Genomic DNA, 22,096 nt, shown 5'->3' on the forward strand with positions numbered 1-22,096 from the left:
TCCTGATCATGCGTATTAGCCTGTAAACAATGTCCCCGGTTTGAAATGTAAACGATGTCTTCGGTTTGTACCCGGGACAAGCCCGCTCCCACAGGTTCTCTGCTGCCCTTGGGCTTGCAACCTACCTGTGGGAGCGGGCTTGCCCCGCGAAAGGGCCAAAACAGATTTATCCCTGTTTAACTTCCCGCATCGGCTTGCCTTTGACCGGCGCACCTTCAGCCTTGTAGTACTTGGCAGTGCTGCGCGCCAGCGGCTTGCGGTTGCGGATCTTGTCCGAGATTTTCTCGGCGATCATGATCGTGGTGGCGTTGAGGTTGCCGGTGATGATGATCGGCATGATCGACGCATCCACCACCCGCAGGCCCTGCATGCCGTGCACGCGGCCTTCGCCATCGACCACCGCCATGTCATCGGTGCCCATCTTGCACGAGCAGGACGGGTGGAAGGCGGTTTCGGCGTGCTCGCGGATGAACTTGTCCAACTGCTCATCGGTTTGCACGTCGGCGCCTGGGCTGATCTCGCGACCGCGGTAAGGGTCCAGCGCCGGCTGCGCCATGATCTCGCGGGTCAGGCGGATGCCGTCGCGGAATTCCTGCCAGTCCTGCTCGGTGGCCATGTAGTTGAACAGGATGCTCGGGTGCTGGCGCGGGTCCTTCGACTTGGCCTGGATGCGGCCACGGCTTGGCGAACGCATAGAACCCATGTGCGCCTGGAAGCCGTGTTCCTTCACGCCGTTGGAGCCGTTGTAGTTAATCGCCACCGGCAGGAAGTGGTACTGAATGTTCGGCCACTCGAACTCAGGGCGGGTGCGGATGAAACCACCGGCCTCGAACTGGTTGCTGGCGCCGATACCGGTGCCGTTGAACAGCCATTCGGCGCCGATGGCCGGCTGGTTCCACCACAGCAGCGACGGGTACAGCGACACCGGCTGGGTGCAGGCGTACTGCAGGTACAGCTCCAGGTGGTCCTGCAGGTTTTCACCAACGCCCGGCAGGTCGTGCACGACCGGGATGTCGAGGCTTTCGAGCAGGGCACGTGGGCCAACGCCGGAGCGCTGCAGCAGTTGCGGCGAGGCGATGGCGCCGGAGCTGACGATGACTTCCTTGCGGGCGCGGGCTTCGACGCGCTCTTCGCTGTCGCCGACCAGGTAGGTCACGCCAACGGCGCGCTTGCCGTCGAACAGCACGCGGTCGCTCAGGGCATGGGTGACGATGGTCAGGTTCGGGCGCTTCTTGGCCTGGTCCAGGTAACCGCGTGCGGTGCTGGAGCGGCGACCTTTCTTGGTCACCGAACGGTCCATCGGGCCGAAACCTTCCTGCTGGTAGCCGTTGAGGTCTTCGGTGCGCGGGTAACCGGCCTGCACGCCGGCCTCGACCATGGCGTGGAACAGCGGGTTGTTGCCCGCTTTTGGCGTGGCAACGCTGACCGGGCCTTCGCCGCCGTGGTAGTCGTTGGGGCCGATGTCCCGAGTTTCAGCTTTTCTGAAATAGGGCAGGCAGTCGAGGTAAGTCCAGTCCTCGAGGCCTGGCAGTTCTGCCCAGCCGTCGAAGTCCATGGCGTTACCGCGGATGTAGCACATGCCGTTGATCAGCGAAGAGCCGCCCAGGCCCTTGCCGCGGCCACATTCCATGCGGCGGCCGTCCATGTGCGGCTCCGGGTCGGTCTCGTAGGCCCAGTTGTAGCGGCGGCCTTGCAGCGGGAAGGCCAGGGCGGCCGGCATCTGGGTGCGGAAGTCGAAGCGGTAGTCGGGGCCACCGGCTTCCAGCAGCAGAACGGTGACGCTGGCGTCTTCGGTCAGGCGGGTGGCCAGGGTGTTACCGGCCGAGCCTGCGCCGACGATGATGTAATCGAATTCTTGGGACATGGAAGTACCCTCGTGTTGGCGGTGATCAGGGAGCGGAAACGCCCGCGCACGGCGGCACGGGCGTGGCTGGACTGGGCCTTAGAAGACCGAGTTGTAGCCGCCCAGCTCGACCTGGACCGACTTGATGCGAGTGTATTGAGCCAGCGAGCTGACGCCGTTTTCACGGCCAACGCCCGACTGCTTGTAGCCACCGACCGGCATTTCCGCCGGCGATTCACCCCAGGCGTTGATCCAGCAGATGCCGGCTTCGAGCTGGTGGATGATGCGGTGGGCGCGGCTGATGTCGTTGGTGCACACGCCAGCGGCCAGGCCGTATTCGGTGTCGTTGGCGCGGCGGATGACTTCTTCTTCGGTCTCGTAGCTGAGGATGCTCATCACCGGGCCGAAGATTTCTTCCTTGACGATGGTCATGTCGTCGGTGCAATCGGTGAACACGGTCGGGGCGACGTAGGCGCCCTTGGCGAAGTCACCTTCGGTCAGGCGCTCACCACCGCACAGCACCCGGGCACCTTCTTCCTTGCCCTTGGCGATGTAGCCCAGCACGCTTTCCATGTGCTGGAAGCTGACCAGCGGGCCGAAGTTGGTGTTCTCGTCTTCCGGGTTGCCAACGCGGATGCGGGCAACGCGCTCGGCGATCTTGGCTTCGAAGGCGGCCTTCATTTCAGCCGGGATGAACACGCGGGTGCCGTTGGTGCAGACCTGACCGGAGCTGTAGAAGTTGGCCATCATGGCGATGTCGGCCGCCTTGTCCAGGTCGGCGTCGGCGCAGATGATCAGCGGCGACTTGCCGCCCAGTTCCATGGTCACTTCCTTGAGCGAGGAGCTCGACGCGCTGGCCATGACCTTCTTGCCGGTGGTGGTGCCGCCGGTGAAAGAGACTTTCTCGATGCGCGGGTGCTCGGTCAGCAGGGTGCCGACTTCACGGCCGCTGCCGGTCAGGACGTTGAACACGCCGTTCGGCAGGCCGGCTTCGGTGTAGATCTCGGCCAGCTTCAGGGTGGTCAGCGAAGTGACTTCCGACGGCTTGAAGATCATCGCGTTGCCAGCGGCCAGGGCCGGGGCGGATTTCCACAGGGCGATCTGGATCGGGTAGTTCCAGGCGCCGATACCGGCGGTCACGCCCAGCGGCTCGCGGCGGGTGTAGACGAAGGACGATTCGCGCAGCGGGATCTGCTCGCCTTCGATGGCCGGGACCAGGCCTGCGTAGTATTCCAGCACGTCGGCGCCGGTGACGATGTCGACGTAGCGGGTTTCCGAGTACGACTTGCCGGTGTCCAGGGTTTCCAGCATGGCCAGTTCGTCGTTGCGCTCGCGCAGGATGTCGACGGCGCGGCGCAGGATGCGCGAACGCTGCATGGCGGTCATCGCGGCCCAGACTTTCTGGCCACGCTCGGCGCTTTCGACGGCTTTCTCGACGTCAGCCTCGGTAGCACGTTGCACGTGGGCGAGGACTTCGCCGGTAGCCGGGTTGATGGCTTCGAAAGTGGCATCGCTGCCAGCGTCGACGTAAGCGCCATCAATGTAGAGTTTTTGCGTTCCGAAACGGGCCATAGTGTCCTCGCAAGTGCAGTGTGTGGTTGGCGTGCGTGTCACGCTCCTGCCGGGTGGGCAAGGGCCATGCGCGCTTGTTCAGCAGCCTGGTCGGTGGTGTCCAGGGTGTGCTGCTTAGCCAGTTGTAGATCCATGTATTCGTATGCAATCCGTATCGCCTGGTCGGTGTCGAATGCATCACCCGACAGGGCGCCACGCAGCCACAAGCCATCGATCAGGGCCGCCAGGCCGCGGGCTGCCTTGCGCGCATGGTAAAGCGGCAGGGCGCGGCGGAACTGGCAGCACAGGTTGGAGTAAAGGCGGTGATCGTTGATCCGCTGCAACCTGTGCAAATCGGGCTGGTGCATGCTGGAAGCCCAGAAGGCCAACCAGGTTTTCATCGCCGGGCCGTTCACCTGGCTGGCATCGAAGTTGCCCTCGATGATCACTTTCAGGTGGGCGCGCGGGCTGTCGTCCGTCAGGGCCTGGCGACGTGCTCTAACGCCTTCGTTGAGCATGTTCATGATGTAACCCATCGTCGCTGCGATCAGGCCGTTCTTGTCCCGAAAGTAGTGACTGATGATGCCGTTCGACACACCGGCCAAACGGGCAATCAGCGCAATGCTGGCATCCCCCAGGCCTACCTGATCGACCGCCTGCAACGTGGCTTCGATCAACTGCTGGCGGCGGATGGGTTGCATACCGACCTTGGGCATCTTGCTATCTCCTCAGGCCTCACGAGCAGACGACACGCGGCCGACTCGGCGAGGACCAGTCTATTTTGTTTTGATTGAACGTTCAATCAATAAAGAATAAGCTCTGCGACAATTTGTGCCATTGACAGTTTTCAAGGCTGTTTCGAAGGCACTGATTGACACCCCAGGAAATCGTGTAACCCCCGGAATACAAGGCGTTGACGGGCATCAGCGATGCGAAATACAGATTCTGCCGAGCGGTCGACGACCTGCGGCAGGCCCTTGGAGCGGGCGGGGAGCTCTGTGACGAATGCGCGCACTTCACGTGGATGCGCGGCATTTTCAGCAGGTCACCTGTCTGTTTTTTTGCAACGTATCGATTCGGGATCACGGTTTCCTAGGTGCTTTTATAACACCTGATGCAGTGGGGCTATTGCACCAATTGCTCGGGAAAGACTGATTAGCCTCCACTGCCGTACCTGCCCGGAGCATTCGTGCAATGAGTTCTGCCTCCCTTACCAAACCCCCCGCTGAGAGGGTACGGGTCAACCGCGTGGTGTTTTACACCTCCGCGCTGATGATCCTCGTTCTGACTGCCTTGCTGATCGCTGTACCCGAAACCGCCGGCCAGGTGCTGGGCGTTGCCCAGAAATGGCTGACACGTACCTTCGGCTGGTACTACATGCTGGTGATCTGCGGCTACCTGGTGTTCGTCGTCTACCTGGCCTTCTCCGACTACGGCAGCCTCAAGCTGGGCGGCAAGGACGACCAGCCGGACTTCAGCTACGGCGCCTGGGCCGGCATGCTGTTCTCGTCCGGTATCGGTATCTCGCTGCTGTACTTCGGCGCCTCCGAGCCGCTGGACCATTACTTCAACCCACCGGAAGGCACCCCGGCCAGCCTCGAAGCCGCGCGCCAGGGCCTGCAGCTGACCTTCCTGCACTGGGGCCTGCACGGCTGGGCGATCTATGCCCTGGTCGGCCTGGCCGTGGGTTACTTCGCCTACCGCCACAACCAGCCGCTGGCCCTGCGCTCGGCGCTGTACCCGCTGGTCGGTGAGCGCTGGGTCAAGGGCGCTGCCGGCAATGCCGTGGACATTTTCGGCATGTTCGTCACCCTGCTGGGTCTGGTGACCAACCTGGGTATCGGTTCGATGCAAGTGTCGTCGGGCCTGGAATACCTGTTCGGCATGGACCACAACAAGACCAACCTGCTGGTGGTGATTCTGGTCATGGCTGGCGTGGCCACCGTGGCGGCGGTGTCGGGTGTGGAAAACGGCATTCGTCGTCTGTCCAACCTGAACATTGCCCTGTTCAGCGGCCTGTTGATCTTCGTCTTGCTGGGCGGCGAAACGCTGCACCTGCTCAACGGCTTCGTGCAGAACGTCGGCGATTACCTCAACGGCATCGTGCTGAAAACCTTCGACCTCTATGTATATGAAGGCGAAGCGGGCAAGTCCGAGCGCTGGCTGGGCCTGTGGACCGTGTTCTACTGGGCCTGGTGGATTTCCTGGGGCCCGTTCGTGGGCATGTTCATTGCGCGTATCTCCAAGGGCCGCACCGTGCGCCAGCTGGTCATGGGCGTGCTATTGATCCCGCTGGGCTTCACCCTGGCCTGGCTGTCGATCTTCGGCAACACCGCGTTGGACCTGGTGATCAACCAGGGCGCCGTGGAGTTGGGCAAGACCGCTCTGGAACAACCGTCGATGTCGATCTACCAGCTGCTGGAGTACTTCCCAGCCGCCAAGATCGTGATTGGTGTGGCAGTGTTCGTCGGCTTCGTGCTGTTCCTCACCCCGGCCGACTCTGGCGCAGTGATGATGGCCAACCTGTCGTGTAAAGGCGGCAAGGTCGACGAAGACGCCCCGCACTGGATGGTGGTGTTCTGGTCGGTGGTCATCACCCTGGTCACCATCGGCTTGCTGTTCGCCGGTAACTTCGAAGCCATGCAGACCATGGTGGTGCTGGCTGGCCTGCCGTTCTCGGTAGTGCTGGTGCTGTTCATGTTCGGCCTGTACAAGGCCATGAAGCAGGACGTGGCCGTGGAGCAGGAGCGCGCCGAACTGGCCGCCCGTGGCCGCCGCGGCTTCAGCGAGCGCCTGACCCAGCTGGAACTGCAGCCAACCCAGGCCGTGGTGCAGCGTTTCATGGACAAACAGGTCAGCCCGGCGCTCAAAGAAGCCGCCGCGCAGCTGCAGACACTGGGCTTCGAGGTCGAAAGCCGTGTTGGCCAGTCGCGCAACACCATGGGCCTGCGGGTGATGATGGAGGAGGGCAACCCCTTCGTCTATGAGGTGAGCCTGGACGGCTACATGGCCGCGCCAAGCGAAGCGCCGGTCGAGGGTGAGCCCGAAGTCCGTCAGCGCTTCTACCGCGCCGAGGTCTACCTGCATGACGGCAGCCAAGAGTACGACCTGATGGGCTTTGCACCGGAGCAGATCGTGCGTGATGTGCTGGATCAGTTCGAAAGCCATCGCCAGTTGCTGGGGCGTGTGTACAGCTGATTTGCGGCTGCAACCGAAAAAAACCCTGCTGATGTGAGCAGGGTTTTTTTATGCCCAGCAACATGTAACGCCTGCCGCGCAAGGGCTTGCGCGACCTTGCTGGTTCACTTTCCAGAGAACCAAGCACATGCCCGCCCCAGATACGTCACCGTTCGACTTCAAAAGCGCTGCTGCCTTGCATTTCAGTGATCGCCCGACGCTGCGGGAGGTTGCCAGCAAGCATCTGCTTGAGGTGCTGTTAAAAGAACTGCCGTGGTTGGCAGCGGTAGAGCCGGCGCTGGGCTCTGCTGACCCTTTGATGCTGGACAGCCCGGCCCCCGGGACAGATCACTGGACCACGCAACCGCTGCTCGATCATGTATTGAGTGCGCTGCTGGACAGCAGCGCGCTGGATGTCGAGCCTGTGGAGGGGCGTCATCACAACCTGGGGCTTACCGGCAGCTATCGGTTCGCCGGTTCACACAGCCAACTCGATACACGGCAGACCTCTGGTTTGAGCGGCCCACTCAACGATTTGCTGAGCCGGCTGCCGACCCTGTTTGGCGAGGCGCAAGTCGAGTACTGGCGCCAGCTTGGCGCTGCTGGCGTCAGCCGTGACCTGTGGATGCAATGGCTGCTCAAGGCGGCCTTGGCCTTTGGTCTGCCTGCGCAGGGACTGGATAAGAATCAGCAAGCGTGCTTGCGCGGATTGCTCCGCGGCGGCAGCGAGCAACCCCAGGTTTATCTGGTCGAGGTGCAGATGAGTTCAGGGGCCGACACGCTGGTTGAAACTCAAGCCGGTTTGCTGGTGGGCGGTGAATGGGACGAGCAGCGAGTGTTGCTGTGGTGTGAGCCCACCGGTGACGTGCGTGCGTTCGACTCGTTGCAGGCATTTTCCCAGGGCCTGCGTAATGAGCTTGTGCAGCGGTATTCATTCGACAGCATGGGCTGGAGTCGGTACCCAATAGAGGGCAATGTCTTCGCCCAGTATGCTGGGCTGCTGCTGGAAACCCAGCTTGAGCGGATCGAGCGGCTGCGTTACTCCCCGATCACTGACCTGATGCAGCTGGAGCAAGTGTTCGATCAATTAAGCGACCCCGGCCAATGGTTCGCCAGTTTCATCACCGATACCTCGAAGGTGCCAGCGCCTCCAGGGCTTGTCGCCAGCCGTGGCAGCGACACGTTCGCTTATTGCCAAGCGCTGCTGCAACTGGGCATCGAGCAAATGGAGGCCGATGGCGTCGGGTCCCTGGATGGCATACAGGACCTCACCGGCTATACCCGTCAACGGTTGGCAGCGTTGATGCGCCAGAAGCACGGCTACGAGGGCTCGGTGGATGATCTTGTGCTGGAGCTGGCCCTGGCACGCGGCATGCCAGGAGGCGCAGCGGCTGGCAGTGGCGGCGGAGAATCTGTGGAGCTCAGCCAGAGGACCCTGACAGCGTTTGCCATCGGCAATCTCAGTTCGCTGAAGGGCGCCGCCATTCGAAGTATCAAGCCCCAAGATGGCAGCGACGGCCCCTTTTGGCTGAACGCCGACACCGTGAGGGCGCTCGTGACCGAAGCCGACATTGGCGGCCGATACCCCCGTTATGTGGCCGATGAATTGGATGCTGCAGACAAGCGCCCTGAGCGGTTGAAGCGCTTTGCACGTGAGTGGCGCAGTGCGATGGTGTTCAGCGCGCTGCAGGCGAAAGCCGATGGCAAACTGACGGAGGCGGGACTGCAGTGCGTGGTGGACTTCTGTGCAGGACGGCTGGATCCGATCACTCCCAGAGCCTCGATGATGCCGCTGGCGTTCAAGCGACAACCGCAGTCCCAGCATGTGGATCGGGTTCGTTGCATGTATGTCCTGTATTGCGCGGAGCCACGGTTGGTGCTGTTGTACCGCCCTCTCTTCCAACAGGATGCCATCCGCCAGTATCCCAGTATCGAGGCATTGCTGGAGCATATCGGTGAGTCGACGCTGTTGCAGGACAGCATCGTCCAATGGCTCGAGCCCGCGGTTCGGCACATTTATGCAAACGGTGGTTTCAAAGAGCCGCATGTTGCCAGCATCGGCATCGATCCGTACGCCCTCCCTGAGCGACCGAAGCCACCGACGGTGGTTACCCAGTTCTGGCTCGCGGATTTGGACGAAAAGCTCTATACAGCCAACCGCGATCTGCTTGTCGAACTGGCGGATTTGCAATCCACTTCTGATGCTGAGAGCTACTGGGCGTCTTTGGCCGAATTCGCTTGGCTGCTGTTCGATACCGTGACAGTCCTGGTACGGGGGCCGGTGGCCAGTGCTGCCTGGCTGCTGCAACTGCTCGGCACCCTGGAGGACGACTTGTCTGTCATGGAGCAAGAAGAAGGGATGCCACGCAGTGCTGCAGTCGCCAACCTGTTGCTGAACCTTGGCATGGCGTTGCTGCATGTACGGCAACCGGTATCGCTCAGCGGCCCCCGTTCACATTCGCCACATGCGACTCACTTCGAGGGACTGGCGGAGCAGCGGGGCGCCTTTGCCGAAGTGGCTATCACGGCGGACGCTGGCACGTTGCACGACAGCGGCGCCTTCGCTGACGGGGCAGGGCGGCGCCTGGACTTCGCCTGGCGTGCGAACCAAGGTGTCAACTGGCTGCCGGCTCCCCAGCGCGCTGCCTTGAGGGCCATGCGCTACAGCCTGTCGCTGCAAGGTCATGAACCGCTGGCCAGTGGCGACCGCCAGGGGCTTTATCGTGTGGATGGCCACTACTACGCGGCGCTTGCGGGCGACAGTTATCGTGTCGAAACGTTGCCTGGCGGTGTGCGGGTGGTGAGTGAAGGCGGGTTACAGGGGCCTTGGCTGAAGTACGAACACGGTGAGTGGCGCTTGGACAGCGCGCTGCGGCTGAGGGCGGGGATGCCGCGTGACACATTGGCCAGCCGCCTGAAAGCGAAATTCGACAGTATGTTCAAGCAAGCCAATGTCATTGCTGAGCAAGCCCGGACTTCGACGGCTGCCTATAACGCGGTCGTTGATCAGAAGGTCGAGAGCAACAACAAGTTCATCAGTTTTCACAACCTCAGGGGGGCTGTGCAGGCCCGGCTTGATGGCCGCGCGCGCACTGCGCAGAACCAGAAGGTCAATCAGGATGATGAGGGGCTACTTGGGCTATGGGACGAGAAAATTTCAGCATTGACGGGCGTCGCAAAGCAACTGGACATCCAATCCGCGGAAATTCTTGAGCAGACCCTCTCGTATGACAAGGAACTGTTCACCCTACTGAACACCTTGCTTGAAGACAAATACAGCCGTTATCGCAATGTAACGCAGCTGCAATCGCTGGAAGCCATGAAGGCGATCAATCTGGTTAGCATGATCAGGAATACCGACATCATGCTCGTCCAACTTACCGAACTGGTCGATTATTCTCGTCTGGAAAGGCTGAGGGCCAAGATTGCGGGCCAAGTGCTTGGGACTGTCAAAGACGCGTACGCCGAGTATCGTCAGGCGCTTGAGCACGTGGTCGCCTATCAAGAGCGCATGTTGGTAGCGGAAGCACACTTTGACCTGCTGCTGACAGATGCGCCTGGTAGCTTGGTGGTTGAAGCCGACACCCCGGGTCAGGGCCCTACCGTGGACCAGATCATAGGATTGCGCAATTACAGTACGGTTCAGCTGCGCGTCCACCACGTCCTGAATCTGACGGATCTGGCACTGCACATGGATGCCCCTGTGGGTCATGCACGGATTACTGATCTTAGGGAAAGCCTGGCGGGCAAGTCGCTGCTGGCCGCTGCCAGTGCCCACGGCGAGCTTTCCTTCGCCAATGTGTCTGTGGACGATCGGATTTCCATCCTTCAGGAAGCGTGGGACGAGTATGCGGCTGCGCTGGTCAACAGTACGGCCATTGAAAGCAGCGGCGGCGCCGAGGTCGATATCCGCTGGCTGCAGCGTTATCGCGCACATGTCGAGTTGCTCAAACTTGATGCCGGGCAGCGGCTGGTCCGGGCCATCGAGGCGCAGGAGAGCGCAAACCCGCAACCGGAACGTCAGCCATACCCGCCCATGGTGCAGCACCAGCAGGTGCTGTATACGGCTGATGGGCTGATCGTCATCGCCACTCAGGTGCAGGAGAACGGGCAGGAGATTCTGCAGGTCCTGGACCCCGTGAGCAATGAGGTGCGTTCCGTCTACGAGCTCCATGACGGCATCTGGCAAGAGCGCCAAGACCCCCCTGAACCGACCGCCCCGTTGGACGATGATGTCATGGATGACGCAGCCATGAGGGTTCAAACGTTGGTCGAGAAAAGCGATGACCTGTTGGCGCGGGCGGATGACTTTATCAAGAATGATTTAAGGGGGCGCAAGCTGGCCCGGCTGTTCGACAGGCACATCGACAAACTTCGCCGCGCTATCGGTGTGCAGGGCGAGGCGAGTTTGCCCGATGCACTGGTCAAGCGTTTGGAAGAGGAGCTGGACAAGCTGCGCTCGCAAAAGGAATTGAAAATGATCAAGCTCTATACCAATACACACTACCCCTATCCCGACGGTTTGCTGTTCATGCACGCGAGAGGCTTGATCAAGGCCGAATACGTCTCCCCCAGGCGGGTCATGGCAAACGGCAGCACGTTCGATGAGTACAAGATCATCCGCCTGGCCAACCCGGGCGACTTGAAGGGACGCCCCTTGTGGGCGGTCCATTTCCATATGCCGTCAGCTGATTCACTGCCGCGTGATTTTAACGTCGGGCACCTTAAAAAGTGGTCCCAACGGCGTCGCAGTGGACGCGAAGACGAGGGCGCACGGGTTCACCGTGGCAGGCTGAGGCTCAAGCAGGCGGAAGGCATCATTCCGTTCTGAAGCCAAGTGAGGGCTGGGTCAGCGGTTGCTGTAGCGGCCCTGCTTGCCATGTGCCGGCATCGCCTGATTACCCCGTTGGGCGATCATCTGTTGCAGGTTGATCAGCATGATGCCTTGGCTTTGGAGACGGGGTAATTCGCGTGCCAGCACCTCGAGTGTTTGCGGGTAGGGATGACCGATCAGCACCGCTGTGCCTTGCTTGCGGGCCAGGGCGATGCCTTGCTGCAACTGGCCGTTGATGGCCTCGAGGGTGCGCACGTCGTCCAGGAACACGTCCCGCGATACATGCGCCAGCCCCTGTGCCTGCGCTTGTGCCGCCGCAACGGTCGCCGCACTGGTGCGGCTGTCGACGAAGAACAGGTGGCGCCGCTGCAGCTCGCCCATCAACCAGGTCATGGGCTCACGCTGTGCCGTCATGCGGCTGCCCATGTGGTTGTTGATGCCAGCGGCATACGGCACTTTGGCCAGCGCCGCATCCAGGCGTTGCGCCAGCTCTGCGATGGGTGTGCCGGGGTGCCAGGCATAGGAGCCAGTGGCGGGGTCCATGGGCATGTGCAGGATGACCGTCTTGCCAGCCTTGTGCGCCTGGCGGGCGAAATCGCTGGCATGCGGGGTGTCTGGCATGATCGCCATGGTCACCGGGCCTGGCAGGGCCAGGGTGCGGCTGTCGCGCTCGGTGCTTTGGCCCAGGTCGTCGATGATGATGCTCAGGTAGACCTTGTTGTCCGGCGCCGCTTGGGCGACACCGGTCATCAGGCAGAACAACAGACACAGCAGGTAACGCATGGGATGGATCATTTGCCCGAGGTGATGTTCAAGCCCTTGAGCAGGCTCAGGGCCTGACTCAGCTGGAAGTCATCGTCCTGAGGCCGTTCCTTGCGCTTGCTGCTGCCGGTCGGGCGGTCGGCGCCGCCGTTGCCGTTGCCCAGGTGGCCTTGCAGGTCGGCTTCCTTGAAGTTGTCGGTGTCGACTTCGGCGGTCAGCTTGGCTGGGCGCACTTCGATATCGGGAACGATACCCTGGGCCTGGATCGAGCGGCCGTTAGGGGTAAAGTACAGCGCGGTGGTGAGCTTCAATGCGCGGTCGTTGGCCAGCGGCAGCACGGTTTGTACCGAACCTTTGCCGAAGCTGTCGGTGCCCATCAGCACGGCGCGTTTCTGGTCCTGCAGGGCGCCGGCGACGATTTCCGAGGCCGAGGCGCTGCCGCCGTTGATCAGCACCACCAGTGGCACGCCTTCACTGGCGTCGGCCGAGTCGGCGGAGAAGCGCAGTTCGGAGTTGGCGATGCGGCCCTTGGTGTAGACGATCAGGCCTTTGGTCAGGAAGTGGTCGGCCACTTCTACCGCCGATTGCAGCACGCCGCCTGGGTTGTTGCGCAAATCGAGGACGACCCCGCGCAGCTTCTTGCCGTTGTCTTTGCGCATCTTGGCCAGTGCTTTGCCTACTTCGTCACCGGTCTTGACCTGGAACTGGGTGATGCGAATGTAACCGTAGTCGTTTTCCAGCAGCTGGCTCTTCACGCTCTTGACCTGGATCACCGCGCGGGCGAGGGTCACGTCGAAGGGGTTGCCGCCATCGCGGACCAAGGTCAGGGTGATTTTTTCACCGACCTTGCCGCGCATCTTGTCCACGGCTTCGGTCATGGTCTGGCCACGGGTCGGGGCGCCGTTGATCTTGACGATCAGGTCGCCCGCCTGCACGCCGGCACGCGACGCCGGGGTGTCATCGATGGGCGAGACCACCTTGATGAAGCCGTCTTCCTGACCCACTTCGATGCCAAGGCCGCCGAACTCGCCGCTGGTACTTTCCTGCAGCTCTTGGAAGTCCTCGGGGCCGAGGTAGGCCGAATGCGGGTCGAGGTTGCTGAGCATGCCCTTGATGGCGTTTTCCAGCAGGGTCTTGTCGTCCACAGGTTCGACATAGGCCGCCTTGATGCGGTCCATGACCTCGGCGAAGGTGCGCAGCTCTTCCAGCGGCAGCGGCGCCTTGGCGGTCACTTCGGTGGCCGGCACCGCCGCAGGCTTGGCTGTCTTGGCTGGCGCCGGCTCGGCGGCGAGGGCCAAGGGCGCGCCGACCGCCAGGGCGATGGTCAGGGCCAGCTGGGTGAGACGAGGCGAGTGCAGCATGTCGAACGAACTCCTGATCCTGTAGGCGCTCCCGTGGGAGCATCGGTGCAGCGCCTGGCGCTACGCCGTAAAAGTGAACTGAGCCTTAACCTCGGCACCACTGCGAAGGGTCGGTGGGCCGGCCCTGCTGGCGAATGGCGAAGTACAAGCCTGCGGCATCCTGGCCGCCGCTGTCGCCAACGGTGGAAATGGCCTCGCCGGCCTTGACGATGTCTCCAGCGCTCTTGAGCAGGCTCTGGTTGTGGCCGTAGAGGCTCAGGTAACCATTACCATGGTCGAGAATGACCAGAAGTCCAGCACCGCGCAACCAGTCGGCGAACACCACGCGCCCGCCGTGTACGGCGCGCACCTGAGTACCGGGGTTGGCGCTGATCATCACCCCGTCCCACTTCGCCCGGGCATCGCTGCCACGGGCATCGCCGAAGCGTGCCAGTAGTCGACCATTGACCGGCCAAGGAAGTTTTCCCCGTGCGGCAGAAAAAGCGCCGCCGTAGCTGGCACTGTCGCTGGAAACCAACGGGCCGAGGGTTGTACGGGCCTTTTTTGGCGGCTCGGAGGGTTCTTCGCGTTTGGCCAGCGCTTCCTGCTGCCGGCGCTTCTCGGCCTCCTGCTGGGCAAGCAGGGCTTTCTGGCGGGCCTCTTCGGCTTCGCGGGCCTGGCGGGCCAGGGTTTCCTCGATGGTCTTGAGCACCTTGGCCAGGTCGGCCTGGTCCTGTTCGCGGGCCTGCAGCTTCTGGCCGCGGTCTTTCACGTCGCTGTTGAGCTTGGCCAGCACCTGCTGGCGCTTGCCGCGTTCGGCTTCAAGCGCTTGGCGTCGGCTGTCGAGGTCGGCGCGCTGGGCCAGCAACTGTTCTTGCTGGCGGGAGATGTCCTGCTCGACATTGGCCAGCTGGCGCAGGGTCTCGTTGAAGGCCCGCAGTTGCTCCATGCGTGCCTTGCTCAGGTAATCGTAATAGCTGAGTGTGCGGGCGAATTTCTCGGGGTTCTGCTGGTTGAGGAGCAGCTTGAGGTATTCCTCGCGACCATTGTTCTGGTAAGCGGAACGCGCCTGGATGGCGATCAAGCGCTGCTGTTCAACGCGTGAGCTCTGGAGTTTTTTTTTCTCGGTATCAAGGCGCTCCAGATCGCCCTCGGTCTTTTTTAGTTCTTGTTGCAGGGCCTCCACCTGCTTCTCCAGGTTACCGATATCGGTTTCGGTGGACTTGAGGTCCTTTTGCACACCGGCCTTTTCTTCCTGGAGCTTGCCCAGCGTCTTCTTGAGCTCGGCGATGTCCTGGCGGGTGGCGTCCAGTTGTTGCTGGGTCTGCACGCGCTCGTCGGCGAAGGCCGGGCTGAGCAGGCAAGACAGGGCTAGGAGGATCAGGGCGCGAAGCATGAGGTCTGGCGTACCAAGGATGGAGACTGGCCTAGTATGCCCGCCTGGGGCGGCAAAAAAAACGCCCCACGGCAGATGCGGTGGGGCGTTTGTCTGGAATTGCTGCTATCAGGCTTCGACGAGGATCGACGTACCGGTCATTTCGGCAGGCTTTTCCAGGCCCAGCAGCTTGAGCATGGTCGGTGCCACGTCGGCCAGTACGCCGCCCTCACGGACCTTGACCTTGCGCTTGCCGACATAGATGAACGGCACTGGCTCAGTGGTGTGGGCGGTGTGCGCCTGGCCGGTGCACGCGTCTTCCATTTGCTCGACGTTGCCGTGGTCGGCGGTGATCAGCGCTTCGCCGTCGACCTTTTCCAGGGCCTCGACGATGCGCCCGACGCAGGTATCCAACGCTTCGACAGCCTTGACTGCAGCCTCGAACACGCCGGTGTGGCCGACCATATCGCCGTTGGCGTAGTTGACCACGATCACGTCGTAACGCTGCTGCTCGATGGCTTCGACGATGCGGTCGGTGACTTCCGGCGCGTTCATCTCCGGCTGCAGGTCATAGGTGGCGACTTTCGGCGACGGAATCAGGATGCGCTCTTCGCCTTCGAACGGCTCTTCACGCCCGCCGGAGAAGAAGAAGGTGACGTGGGCGTACTTTTCGGTCTCGGCGATGCGCAGCTGGGTCTTGCCGTGCTTGGCCAGGTATTCGCCGAGGACGTTGTCCAGGCTGGAAGGCGCAAAGGCCGCCGGTGCCGGGATTTTCGCCGAGTATTGGGTCAGGCCGATGTAGGCGGCCATCTTCGGCAGGCGCTCACGGGGGAATTCGTTGAAGTTCGGCTCGACAAAGGCTCGCGACAGCTCGCGGGCACGGTCGGCACGGAAGTTCATGAAGATCACGGCATCGCCGTCTTCGACCTTGACCGCTTCGCCGATGCGCGTGGCTTTGACGAACTCGTCGTTCTCTTCACGGGCGTAAGCGGCTTCCAGGCCCGCCCGGGCGGTTTCTGCGGTGTAGTCGGCAACGCTGTCGACGATCAGGTTGTAGGCAGCGCTGACGCGGTCCCAGCGGTTGTCGCGGTCCATGGCGAAGTAGCGGCCGATGAGGCTGGCGATGCGGCCTTTACCCAGCTTGGTGAACGTTGCATCGAGCAGTTCGATGGAGGACTGCGCGCTGCGCGGCGGAGTATCGCGGCCGTCGAGGAAGGCATGCAGGTAGATCTTCTCGGCACCACGTTGCGCAGCCAGTTCGGCCATGGCGATCAGGTGGTCCTGGTGGCTGTGCACGCCACCGTCGGAGAGCAGGCCGAGGATGTGCACGGCCTTGCCGGCACCGGCAGCCTTGTCGACCGCGCCGGTCAGTACCGGGTTGGAGAGGAACTCGCCATCGCGGATGGCCTTGGTCACGCGGGTGAAGTCCTGGTAGACGACACGGCCAGCGCCGAGGTTCATGTGACCGACTTCGGAGTTGCCCATCTGCCCGTCCGGCAGGCCGACATCCATCCCGGAGCCTGAAATCAAGCCATTCGGCTGAGTGGCGCGCAGGCGGTCATAGACCGGGGTGTTGGCGGAATAGATGGCGTTGTATTCGGGGCTTTCGCTGTGGCCGAATCCATCCAGGATGATCAGGACCAGGGGTTTGGGCGTACTCGTCATCAATCAAACTCACGGTTGTTCAAAGATGATAAAGACACGCATTTTAGGGCAAATGCGCCATGTGCGGCGAATATTCGTCCTATTGACTGACCAGCGCGGCGCTTGCGGCAACATGAAGGTACCTTTGCTACCGGCCCGTCGGGCTTTGGTGGCACTGGGGGGCTGTGTATACTGGCCGGCATTTTCAATCGCCTGGAACACCGCTGATGGTTGCTCACCTGATTCAATTCGCGACAGATCACTACATCCTGGTTGCGATCTTCGTTGTTCTGCTGGTCCTGCTGCTGCTCAATGAACTCAAACGGGGCGGCCAGAGCCTGAGCAATGGCCAGCTGACCGCCCTGGTCAACGCCGACAAGGGCCTGGTGGTCGATATCCGTACCGCCAAGGAGTATGCCGCCGGTCACATCGTCGGCGCGATCAACATTCCGCAAGACAAGCTGGCCGCGCGCATGAGCGAGCTGGACAAGCACAAAGAGAAGACCCTGATCGTCGTCGACGCGATGGGCCAGCAGTCCGGCAGCCACTGCCGCGAGCTGCTCAAGGCCGGTTACACCGCCGCCAAGCTGAGCGGTGGCGTTTCCAGCTGGAAAGCCGATAACCTGCCCCTGGTGAAGTGATATGAAGCCCGTCATCGTCTACTCCAGCGACTACTGCCCCTACTGCATGCGCGCCAAGTACCTGCTCGAGAGCAAGGGCGTGGCCTTCGAGGAAATCAAGGTCGACGGCAAACCGCAGGTCCGTGCCGAAATGAGCCAGAAGGCCGGCCGTACTTCGGTGCCGCAGATCTGGATCGGCAGTACCCACGTCGGTGGCTGCGATGACCTCTATGCCCTGGAGCGCGCCGGCAAGCTCGACGCGCTGCTGGCGGCCTGATTTGCACTGCATTCAAAAACATTAGGATAAGGATCTGCCATGACTGACCAACAGACCAACGGCGCCGCCGCCGAAGACACCAGCCCTCAGTTCTCCATGCAGCGCATCTACGTGCGCGACCTGTCGTTCGAGGCCCCGAAAAGCCCGCAGATCTTCCGTCAGACCTGGGAGCCGAGCGTAGGCCTGGACCTGAACACCAAGCAGAAAGCCCTGGAAGGCGACTTCCACGAAGTGGTGCTGACCCTTTCGGTGACCGTCAAGAACGGTGACGAAGTGGCCTTCATCGCTGAAGTTCAACAGGCCGGTATCTTCCTGATCAAGAACCTCGATGCGGCTTCGATGAGCCATACCCTCGGTGCGTTCTGCCCGAACATCCTGTTCCCGTACGCCCGCGAGACCCTGGACAGCCTGGTAACCCGTGGTTCGTTCCCGGCCCTGATGCTGTCGCCGGTCAACTTCGACGCCCTGTACGCGCAAGAAATGCAGCGCATGCAGGAAGCCGGCGAAGCGCCGACCGTGCAGTAATAGCTGCCTGTATCAAGAAAGCGCCTTTCGGGGCGCTTTTTTGTTGCCTGTACCGGCCTCTTCGCGGGGCAAGCCCGCTCCCACAGGTACCGCGCAGGCCTCTGTGGGAGCGGGCTTGCCCCGCGAAGAGGCCGGTACAGTCAATGCATCAGCTACCGGCAAAACCCTGCTGGCGCCACGCCTCATACACCGTCACCGCCACAGTGTTGGACAGGTTCAAGCTGCGGCAGCCTGGCCGCATCGGCAGGCGCAGGCGCTGTTCGGCCGGCAGGCTGTCCAGCACCTCGGCCGGCAGGCCACGGCTTTCTGGCCCGAACAGGAAGGCATCGCCGGGCTGGTAAGCGACTTCATGGAAAGGGTGCGAGCCTTTGGTGGTGAAGGCGAACAGGCGCGGGTTGCCGAGGCTTTCCAGGCATCCGGCCAGGCTTTCATGGCGCTTGAGCGTGGCATACTCGTGGTAATCCAGCCCCGCGCGGCGCAGCCGTTTGTCGTCCAGCTCGAAGCTGATTGGCTCGATCAGGTGCAGGTCGCAACCGCTGTTGGCGCAGAGGCGAATGATGTTGCCGGTATTCGGCGGAATTTCAGGTTGAAAGAGGATGACGTGAAACATGCACGGCTCCAAGCATGAAGATGGTGAACATTCTACCCCCGAACCCGAGTCGCGTTCGAAGGGCTTGCCACGTGTGATGTTGTCGCTGGCGATCGTCGGGGTGATGGTCGGCCTGATGATCGGTCGCCTGACTACACCTGAAGTGCGCGTGCTTGAGCAGGTGGAGGTGGTGCAGGATGGGCTGGACCTGTGGTTCAACGACGAGCCGAAGCTGCATGGCGAGAATGTCGAGGGTACTGTCGCGCTGCTGTTTCAGGCTGAGGGCAAGGCCCAGCGCGGACAGTTGAGCCTGCAGGGCAAACCGGTGGGCTGGCGATTGCAGAAGAGTGAGGAAGGGTTGTTGCTGACCGTGGTTGCCGCCCGTCCCCTGCACGGCGAGTGGGCCGGTGCAGAGGACGCTGGACGGTGGCGGGTGCAGGTGAGGCTGCACGAATAAAAGAGGGGATGTCCCGGCCTGCCTGTACCAGGGTCCCCAAAACTTGCACGACTACGAATAAAAGAGGGGTTCACCCGGCCTGCCTGTACCGAGGCCCCCAAAACTGGAGATACAGTACTTATTGCAGGTGGCGTGCCAGTTTTGAAATGCCCGGAAATATTGGGTTTCAGGACGTTTTGGCCGTGATTCGAGGGGATTTGTGCCTTGGGGCGGTGCAGAGGGCACAGCTTCGGTGCATGAGTCAGGTACCGCGTTGCCCTTGAGCATTCGCGGGCAAGCCCGCTCCCACAAGTACTCTGCAAGGCTTGAAACCTGCGGGGTAGCTGTGGGAGCGGGCTTGCCCGCGAAGAATCCAGCTAAGATCTCAGGGATTAGTGCTCTTCACCCTCATCATCATCGCCCCCGTCCACATTCATCCCCAACTCCTTGATCTTGCGGGTCAGAGTATTGCGACCCCAACCCAGCAGCAGCGCGGCATCACGGCGCCGCCCGGCGGTGTGCTTGAGCGCCGTCTCGATCATGATCCGTTCGAAGCTCGGCACCGCGCTGTCGAGCAGGTTCGACTGCCCGCGGGCCAGGGCCTGGTCGGCCCATTGGCGCAGGGCCTGTTCCCAGTTGGTAACCGGTGCGGCGTCCTGCGGCAGGTTGAGCAGCTCTGGCGGCAGGTCGCCGATCAGCACCTCGCGGCTGGAGGCCATCACGGTGATCCAGCGGCAGGTATTCTCCAGCTGGCGCACGTTACCTGGCCAGGGCAGGTTGCGGATGAACTCCTCGGTTTCCGGCTTAAGCAGTTTCGGTTCGACGGCCAGTTCCTGCGCGGCACGACCGAGGAAGTGGCGGGCGAGGGCGGGAATGTCCTCGCGGCGGTCGGCCAGGCGTGGGATATGGATGCGGATGACGTTGAGACGGTGGAACAAGTCTTCCCGGAATTTGCCGGCTTGTACCAGTGACTCGAGGTTCTGGTGCGTCGCGGCGATGATCCGTACGTCCACCTTGACCGGGATATGGCCACCCACACGGTAGAACTCGCCATCGGCCAGTACCCGCAGCAGGCGGGTCTGGGTGTCGGCCGGCATGTCACCGATTTCGTCGAGGAACAGCGTGCCGCCATCGGCCTGCTCGAAGCGACCGCGGCGCAGGTTGGCAGCGCCGGTGAAAGCGCCTTTCTCGTGGCCGAACAGCTCCGACTCCATCAAGTCCTTGGGAATGGCGGCCATGTTCAAGGCGATGAATGGCGAGGCGGCGCGTGGGCTGTGGCGGTGCAAGGCATGGGCGACCAGTTCCTTGCCGGTACCGGATTCGCCGTTGATCAACACGGTGATGTTGGAGTGGCTCAAGCGGCCAATGGCGCGAAACACCTCCTGCATCGCGGGCGCTTCACCGATGATTTCCGGTGTGCGGGCCAGTGCCTGGGGCACGTCGAGGCCTTGTTGTTCCTGGGCATGCTGGTTGGCGCGCTTGACCAGCGATACCGCCTCATCGACGTCGAACGGTTTGGGCAGGTACTCGAAAGCACCACCCTGATACGACGCTACCGCGCTGTCCAGGTCGGAATGGGCGGTCATGATGATGACCGGCAAGCGTGGGTGCTGCTCGCGAATCTGCGCCAGCAGGTCGAGGCCGCTGGCACCGGGCATGCGGATGTCGGAAATGATCACGTCCGGCTGCTGCCGGGCCAGGCGGCCCATCACGCCATCGGCGCTGTCGAAGCTCTGGGTGGTCATGCCTTCCTGTTGCAGGGCTTTTTCCAGGACCCAGCGGATGGAGCGATCATCGTCGACGATCCATACGGTTTCACTTCGGCTCATGAGGCGGTGGCTCCTTGTTCCAGGGGCAGGAAGATCGAGAAGGCGGTGTGCCCGGCGTGGCTTTCGCACTCGATCAGGCCCTGGTGCTGGCTGATGATGTTCTGGGTAATGGCCAGGCCCAGCCCGGTACCATCCGGGCGGCCACTGACCATGGGATAGAAGAGCGTGTCCTGCAGTTCACTGGGAATGCCTGGGCCGTTGTCGATGATTTCGACACGGGCCACCAGGCGGTGGCGCACATGGCCGATGGTGAACTGGCGCATCGCGCGGCTGCGCAGGGTAATGCGGCCCAGGCGCAGTTCGTTCTGCGAGCTGATCGCCTGCATGGCGTTGCGCACGATGTTCAGCACGGCCTGGATCATCTGCTCACGGTCGATCAGTACGTCCGGCAAGCTCGGGTCGTAATCGCGCACCAACGTGATGCAGCCTTGGCTTTCCGCTTCGACCAGGCTGCAGACCCGTTCCAGCACCTCATGGATATTGGTCATGGCCAGGGACGGCAGCTTGTTCGAGCCGAGCATGCGATCCACCAGATTACGCAGGCGGTCGGCCTCTTCGATGATCACGTTGGTGTAGTCGCGCAGGCCGTCTTCCGGCAGCTCGCGGGCCAGCAATTGTGCGGCGCCACGGATGCCACCGAGCGGGTTCTTGATTTCGTGGGCGAGGCCGCGCACCAGCATCTTGGTGGTTTCCTGCTTGCTCAGCTGGGCTTCTTCCTTGGTGATGCGCAGCAGGCGGTCGCGTGGGTGCACCTCCAGCAGCAGCAAGGTATTGCCCTGGTGCAGAATCGGCGTCACGGCGTAGTCGACCGTAATGGCCTGCCCGGTCAGCGAGGTCAGTTGCGCTTCGCGCTTGGTGAACGGATGAGCCTGTTCCACGGCCTGGCGCAAGGAATTGAGCGCCTCGGTCGACTCGGTGAACAGTTCGCTGATGAACTGCCCATGGCTGCGTTGCCCGCTCACGGCAAGGAGCATTTCTGCGGCCGGGTTCATGTACTCAAGACGCAGCTCGGCGTTGAGCAGGAGCGTGGCCGTGGTCAGGTTGTCCAGAAGCAGACGGTGCTGTGCATCGCTGATGGTCATAAGGCGTCGTTGACCTCTTTTGGCGCTTGTCAGGCATGGCCCGGCCATGGCCGGGCACGCGGCGGGTCCGCTGATGCCAGTCTCTGTGCTGAAAATGCAAGAAACAAACCAAGGCTCCGAAAAGAAGCGGAATTCCTTGAGAAAGACCTGTAATTGCGCATATTCGGCTCAGGTTCTTCTGGTGTACCGGTTCACGTGAACTGTTTTGGGCT

General features: G+C 62.0%; 16 protein-coding genes. 6 read left to right on the forward strand and 10 right to left on the reverse strand.

Annotated features, from left to right (window positions below; translation table 11 throughout):
* Window positions 1-166: 166 nt before the first annotated feature.
* The 3 genes from betA to betI form a co-directional block, all read right to left on the reverse strand.
* Window positions 167-1,864 (reverse strand): choline dehydrogenase, encoded by a 1,698-nt coding sequence (betA, locus tag ACZ6YA_RS25510; protein ID WP_465900473.1) that lies wholly within the window; start codon window positions 1,862-1,864, stop codon window positions 167-169.
* A gap of 78 nt (window positions 1,865-1,942) precedes the next feature.
* Window positions 1,943-3,415, reverse strand: a complete 1,473-nt coding sequence (gene betB, locus ACZ6YA_RS25515) for a betaine-aldehyde dehydrogenase (RefSeq protein WP_465900475.1) — start codon at window positions 3,413-3,415, stop codon at window positions 1,943-1,945.
* Between the two features lie 38 nt (window positions 3,416-3,453).
* Entirely contained in the window at window positions 3,454-4,110 is a 657-nt protein-coding gene (gene betI / locus ACZ6YA_RS25520; protein ID WP_465900477.1) for a transcriptional regulator BetI, read from the reverse strand.
* A gap of 478 nt (window positions 4,111-4,588) precedes the next feature.
* On the opposite strand from betI, the gene ACZ6YA_RS25525 reads away from it, so the two are divergent.
* Together ACZ6YA_RS25525 and ACZ6YA_RS25530 are read left to right on the forward strand one after the other, a co-directional pair.
* Window positions 4,589-6,592 (forward strand): BCCT family transporter, encoded by a 2,004-nt coding sequence (locus ACZ6YA_RS25525; RefSeq protein WP_465900479.1) that lies wholly within the window; start codon window positions 4,589-4,591, stop codon window positions 6,590-6,592.
* 127 nt (window positions 6,593-6,719) lie between these two features.
* A complete protein-coding gene (locus ACZ6YA_RS25530) occupies window positions 6,720-11,402 on the forward strand; it encodes a dermonecrotic toxin domain-containing protein (RefSeq protein WP_465900481.1) in 4,683 nt (1,560 codons plus the stop codon).
* 18 nt (window positions 11,403-11,420) lie between these two features.
* On the opposite strand, the gene ACZ6YA_RS25535 is transcribed toward ACZ6YA_RS25530, so the two are convergent.
* From ACZ6YA_RS25535 to gpmI, 4 genes are all read right to left on the reverse strand, one after another.
* Window positions 11,421-12,188 carry a divergent polysaccharide deacetylase family protein gene (locus ACZ6YA_RS25535; protein ID WP_465900483.1) on the reverse strand — a complete coding sequence of 256 codons (768 nt, stop codon included), beginning with the start codon at window positions 12,186-12,188 and terminating at the stop codon, window positions 11,421-11,423.
* An 8-nt stretch (window positions 12,189-12,196) separates the two neighbouring features.
* Window positions 12,197-13,528, reverse strand: a complete 1,332-nt coding sequence (locus ACZ6YA_RS25540) for a S41 family peptidase (protein ID WP_465900485.1) — start codon at window positions 13,526-13,528, stop codon at window positions 12,197-12,199.
* Between the two features lie 85 nt (window positions 13,529-13,613).
* A complete protein-coding gene (locus ACZ6YA_RS25545) occupies window positions 13,614-14,903 on the reverse strand; it encodes a murein hydrolase activator EnvC family protein (RefSeq protein WP_465900487.1) in 1,290 nt (429 codons plus the stop codon).
* A 108-nt stretch (window positions 14,904-15,011) separates the two neighbouring features.
* The gene (gene gpmI, locus ACZ6YA_RS25550) at window positions 15,012-16,547 is read right to left on the reverse strand and encodes a 2,3-bisphosphoglycerate-independent phosphoglycerate mutase (protein WP_465900489.1); all 1,536 of its coding nucleotides are present in this window, start codon (window positions 16,545-16,547) and stop codon (window positions 15,012-15,014) included.
* A 206-nt stretch (window positions 16,548-16,753) separates the two neighbouring features.
* Here gpmI and ACZ6YA_RS25555 point away from each other — a divergent pair, with 206 nt between their 5' ends.
* The 3 genes from ACZ6YA_RS25555 to secB are packed head-to-tail and all read left to right on the forward strand — an operon-like array spanning window position 16,754 to window position 17,948.
* Window positions 16,754-17,167 (forward strand): rhodanese-like domain-containing protein, encoded by a 414-nt coding sequence (locus ACZ6YA_RS25555; protein WP_465900491.1) that lies wholly within the window; start codon window positions 16,754-16,756, stop codon window positions 17,165-17,167.
* A gap of 1 nt (window position 17,168) precedes the next feature.
* Window positions 17,169-17,423, forward strand: a complete 255-nt coding sequence (gene grxC / locus ACZ6YA_RS25560) for a glutaredoxin 3 (RefSeq protein WP_003249204.1) — start codon at window positions 17,169-17,171, stop codon at window positions 17,421-17,423.
* Window positions 17,424-17,462: 39 nt separating this feature from the next.
* On the forward strand, window positions 17,463-17,948 hold the full coding sequence (gene secB, locus ACZ6YA_RS25565) for a protein-export chaperone SecB (RefSeq protein WP_401079394.1): 486 nt from the start codon (window positions 17,463-17,465) through the stop codon (window positions 17,946-17,948).
* Between the two features lie 148 nt (window positions 17,949-18,096).
* Here the strand turns inward: secB and trmL are convergent, their stop codons facing one another.
* Window positions 18,097-18,558: a tRNA (uridine(34)/cytosine(34)/5-carboxymethylaminomethyluridine(34)-2'-O)-methyltransferase TrmL gene (gene trmL, locus ACZ6YA_RS25570; protein ID WP_008093177.1), complete on the reverse strand. Its 462-nt coding sequence runs from the start codon at window positions 18,556-18,558 to the stop codon at window positions 18,097-18,099.
* Between trmL and ACZ6YA_RS25575 the strand changes: the two genes are divergently transcribed.
* A complete protein-coding gene (locus ACZ6YA_RS25575; RefSeq protein ID WP_465900494.1) occupies window positions 18,557-18,994 on the forward strand; it encodes a hypothetical protein in 438 nt (145 codons plus the stop codon). The two genes, trmL and ACZ6YA_RS25575, sit on opposite strands and share 2 nt — an antisense overlap.
* Before the next feature lie 371 nt (window positions 18,995-19,365).
* Here the strand turns inward: ACZ6YA_RS25575 and ntrC are convergent, their stop codons facing one another.
* Window positions 19,366-20,802 carry a nitrogen regulation protein NR(I) gene (ntrC, locus tag ACZ6YA_RS25580; RefSeq protein WP_400796462.1) on the reverse strand — a complete coding sequence of 479 codons (1,437 nt, stop codon included), beginning with the start codon at window positions 20,800-20,802 and terminating at the stop codon, window positions 19,366-19,368.
* Complete coding sequence (gene glnL, locus ACZ6YA_RS25585) at window positions 20,799-21,884, reverse strand: nitrogen regulation protein NR(II) (protein ID WP_403133950.1); 1,086 nt, start codon at window positions 21,882-21,884, stop codon at window positions 20,799-20,801. The genes ntrC and glnL overlap by 4 nt, the downstream gene beginning before the upstream one ends.
* Window positions 21,885-22,096 lie beyond the last annotated feature (212 nt).

It is taken from the genome of Pseudomonas sp. NPDC090752 (genome assembly GCF_055584805.1).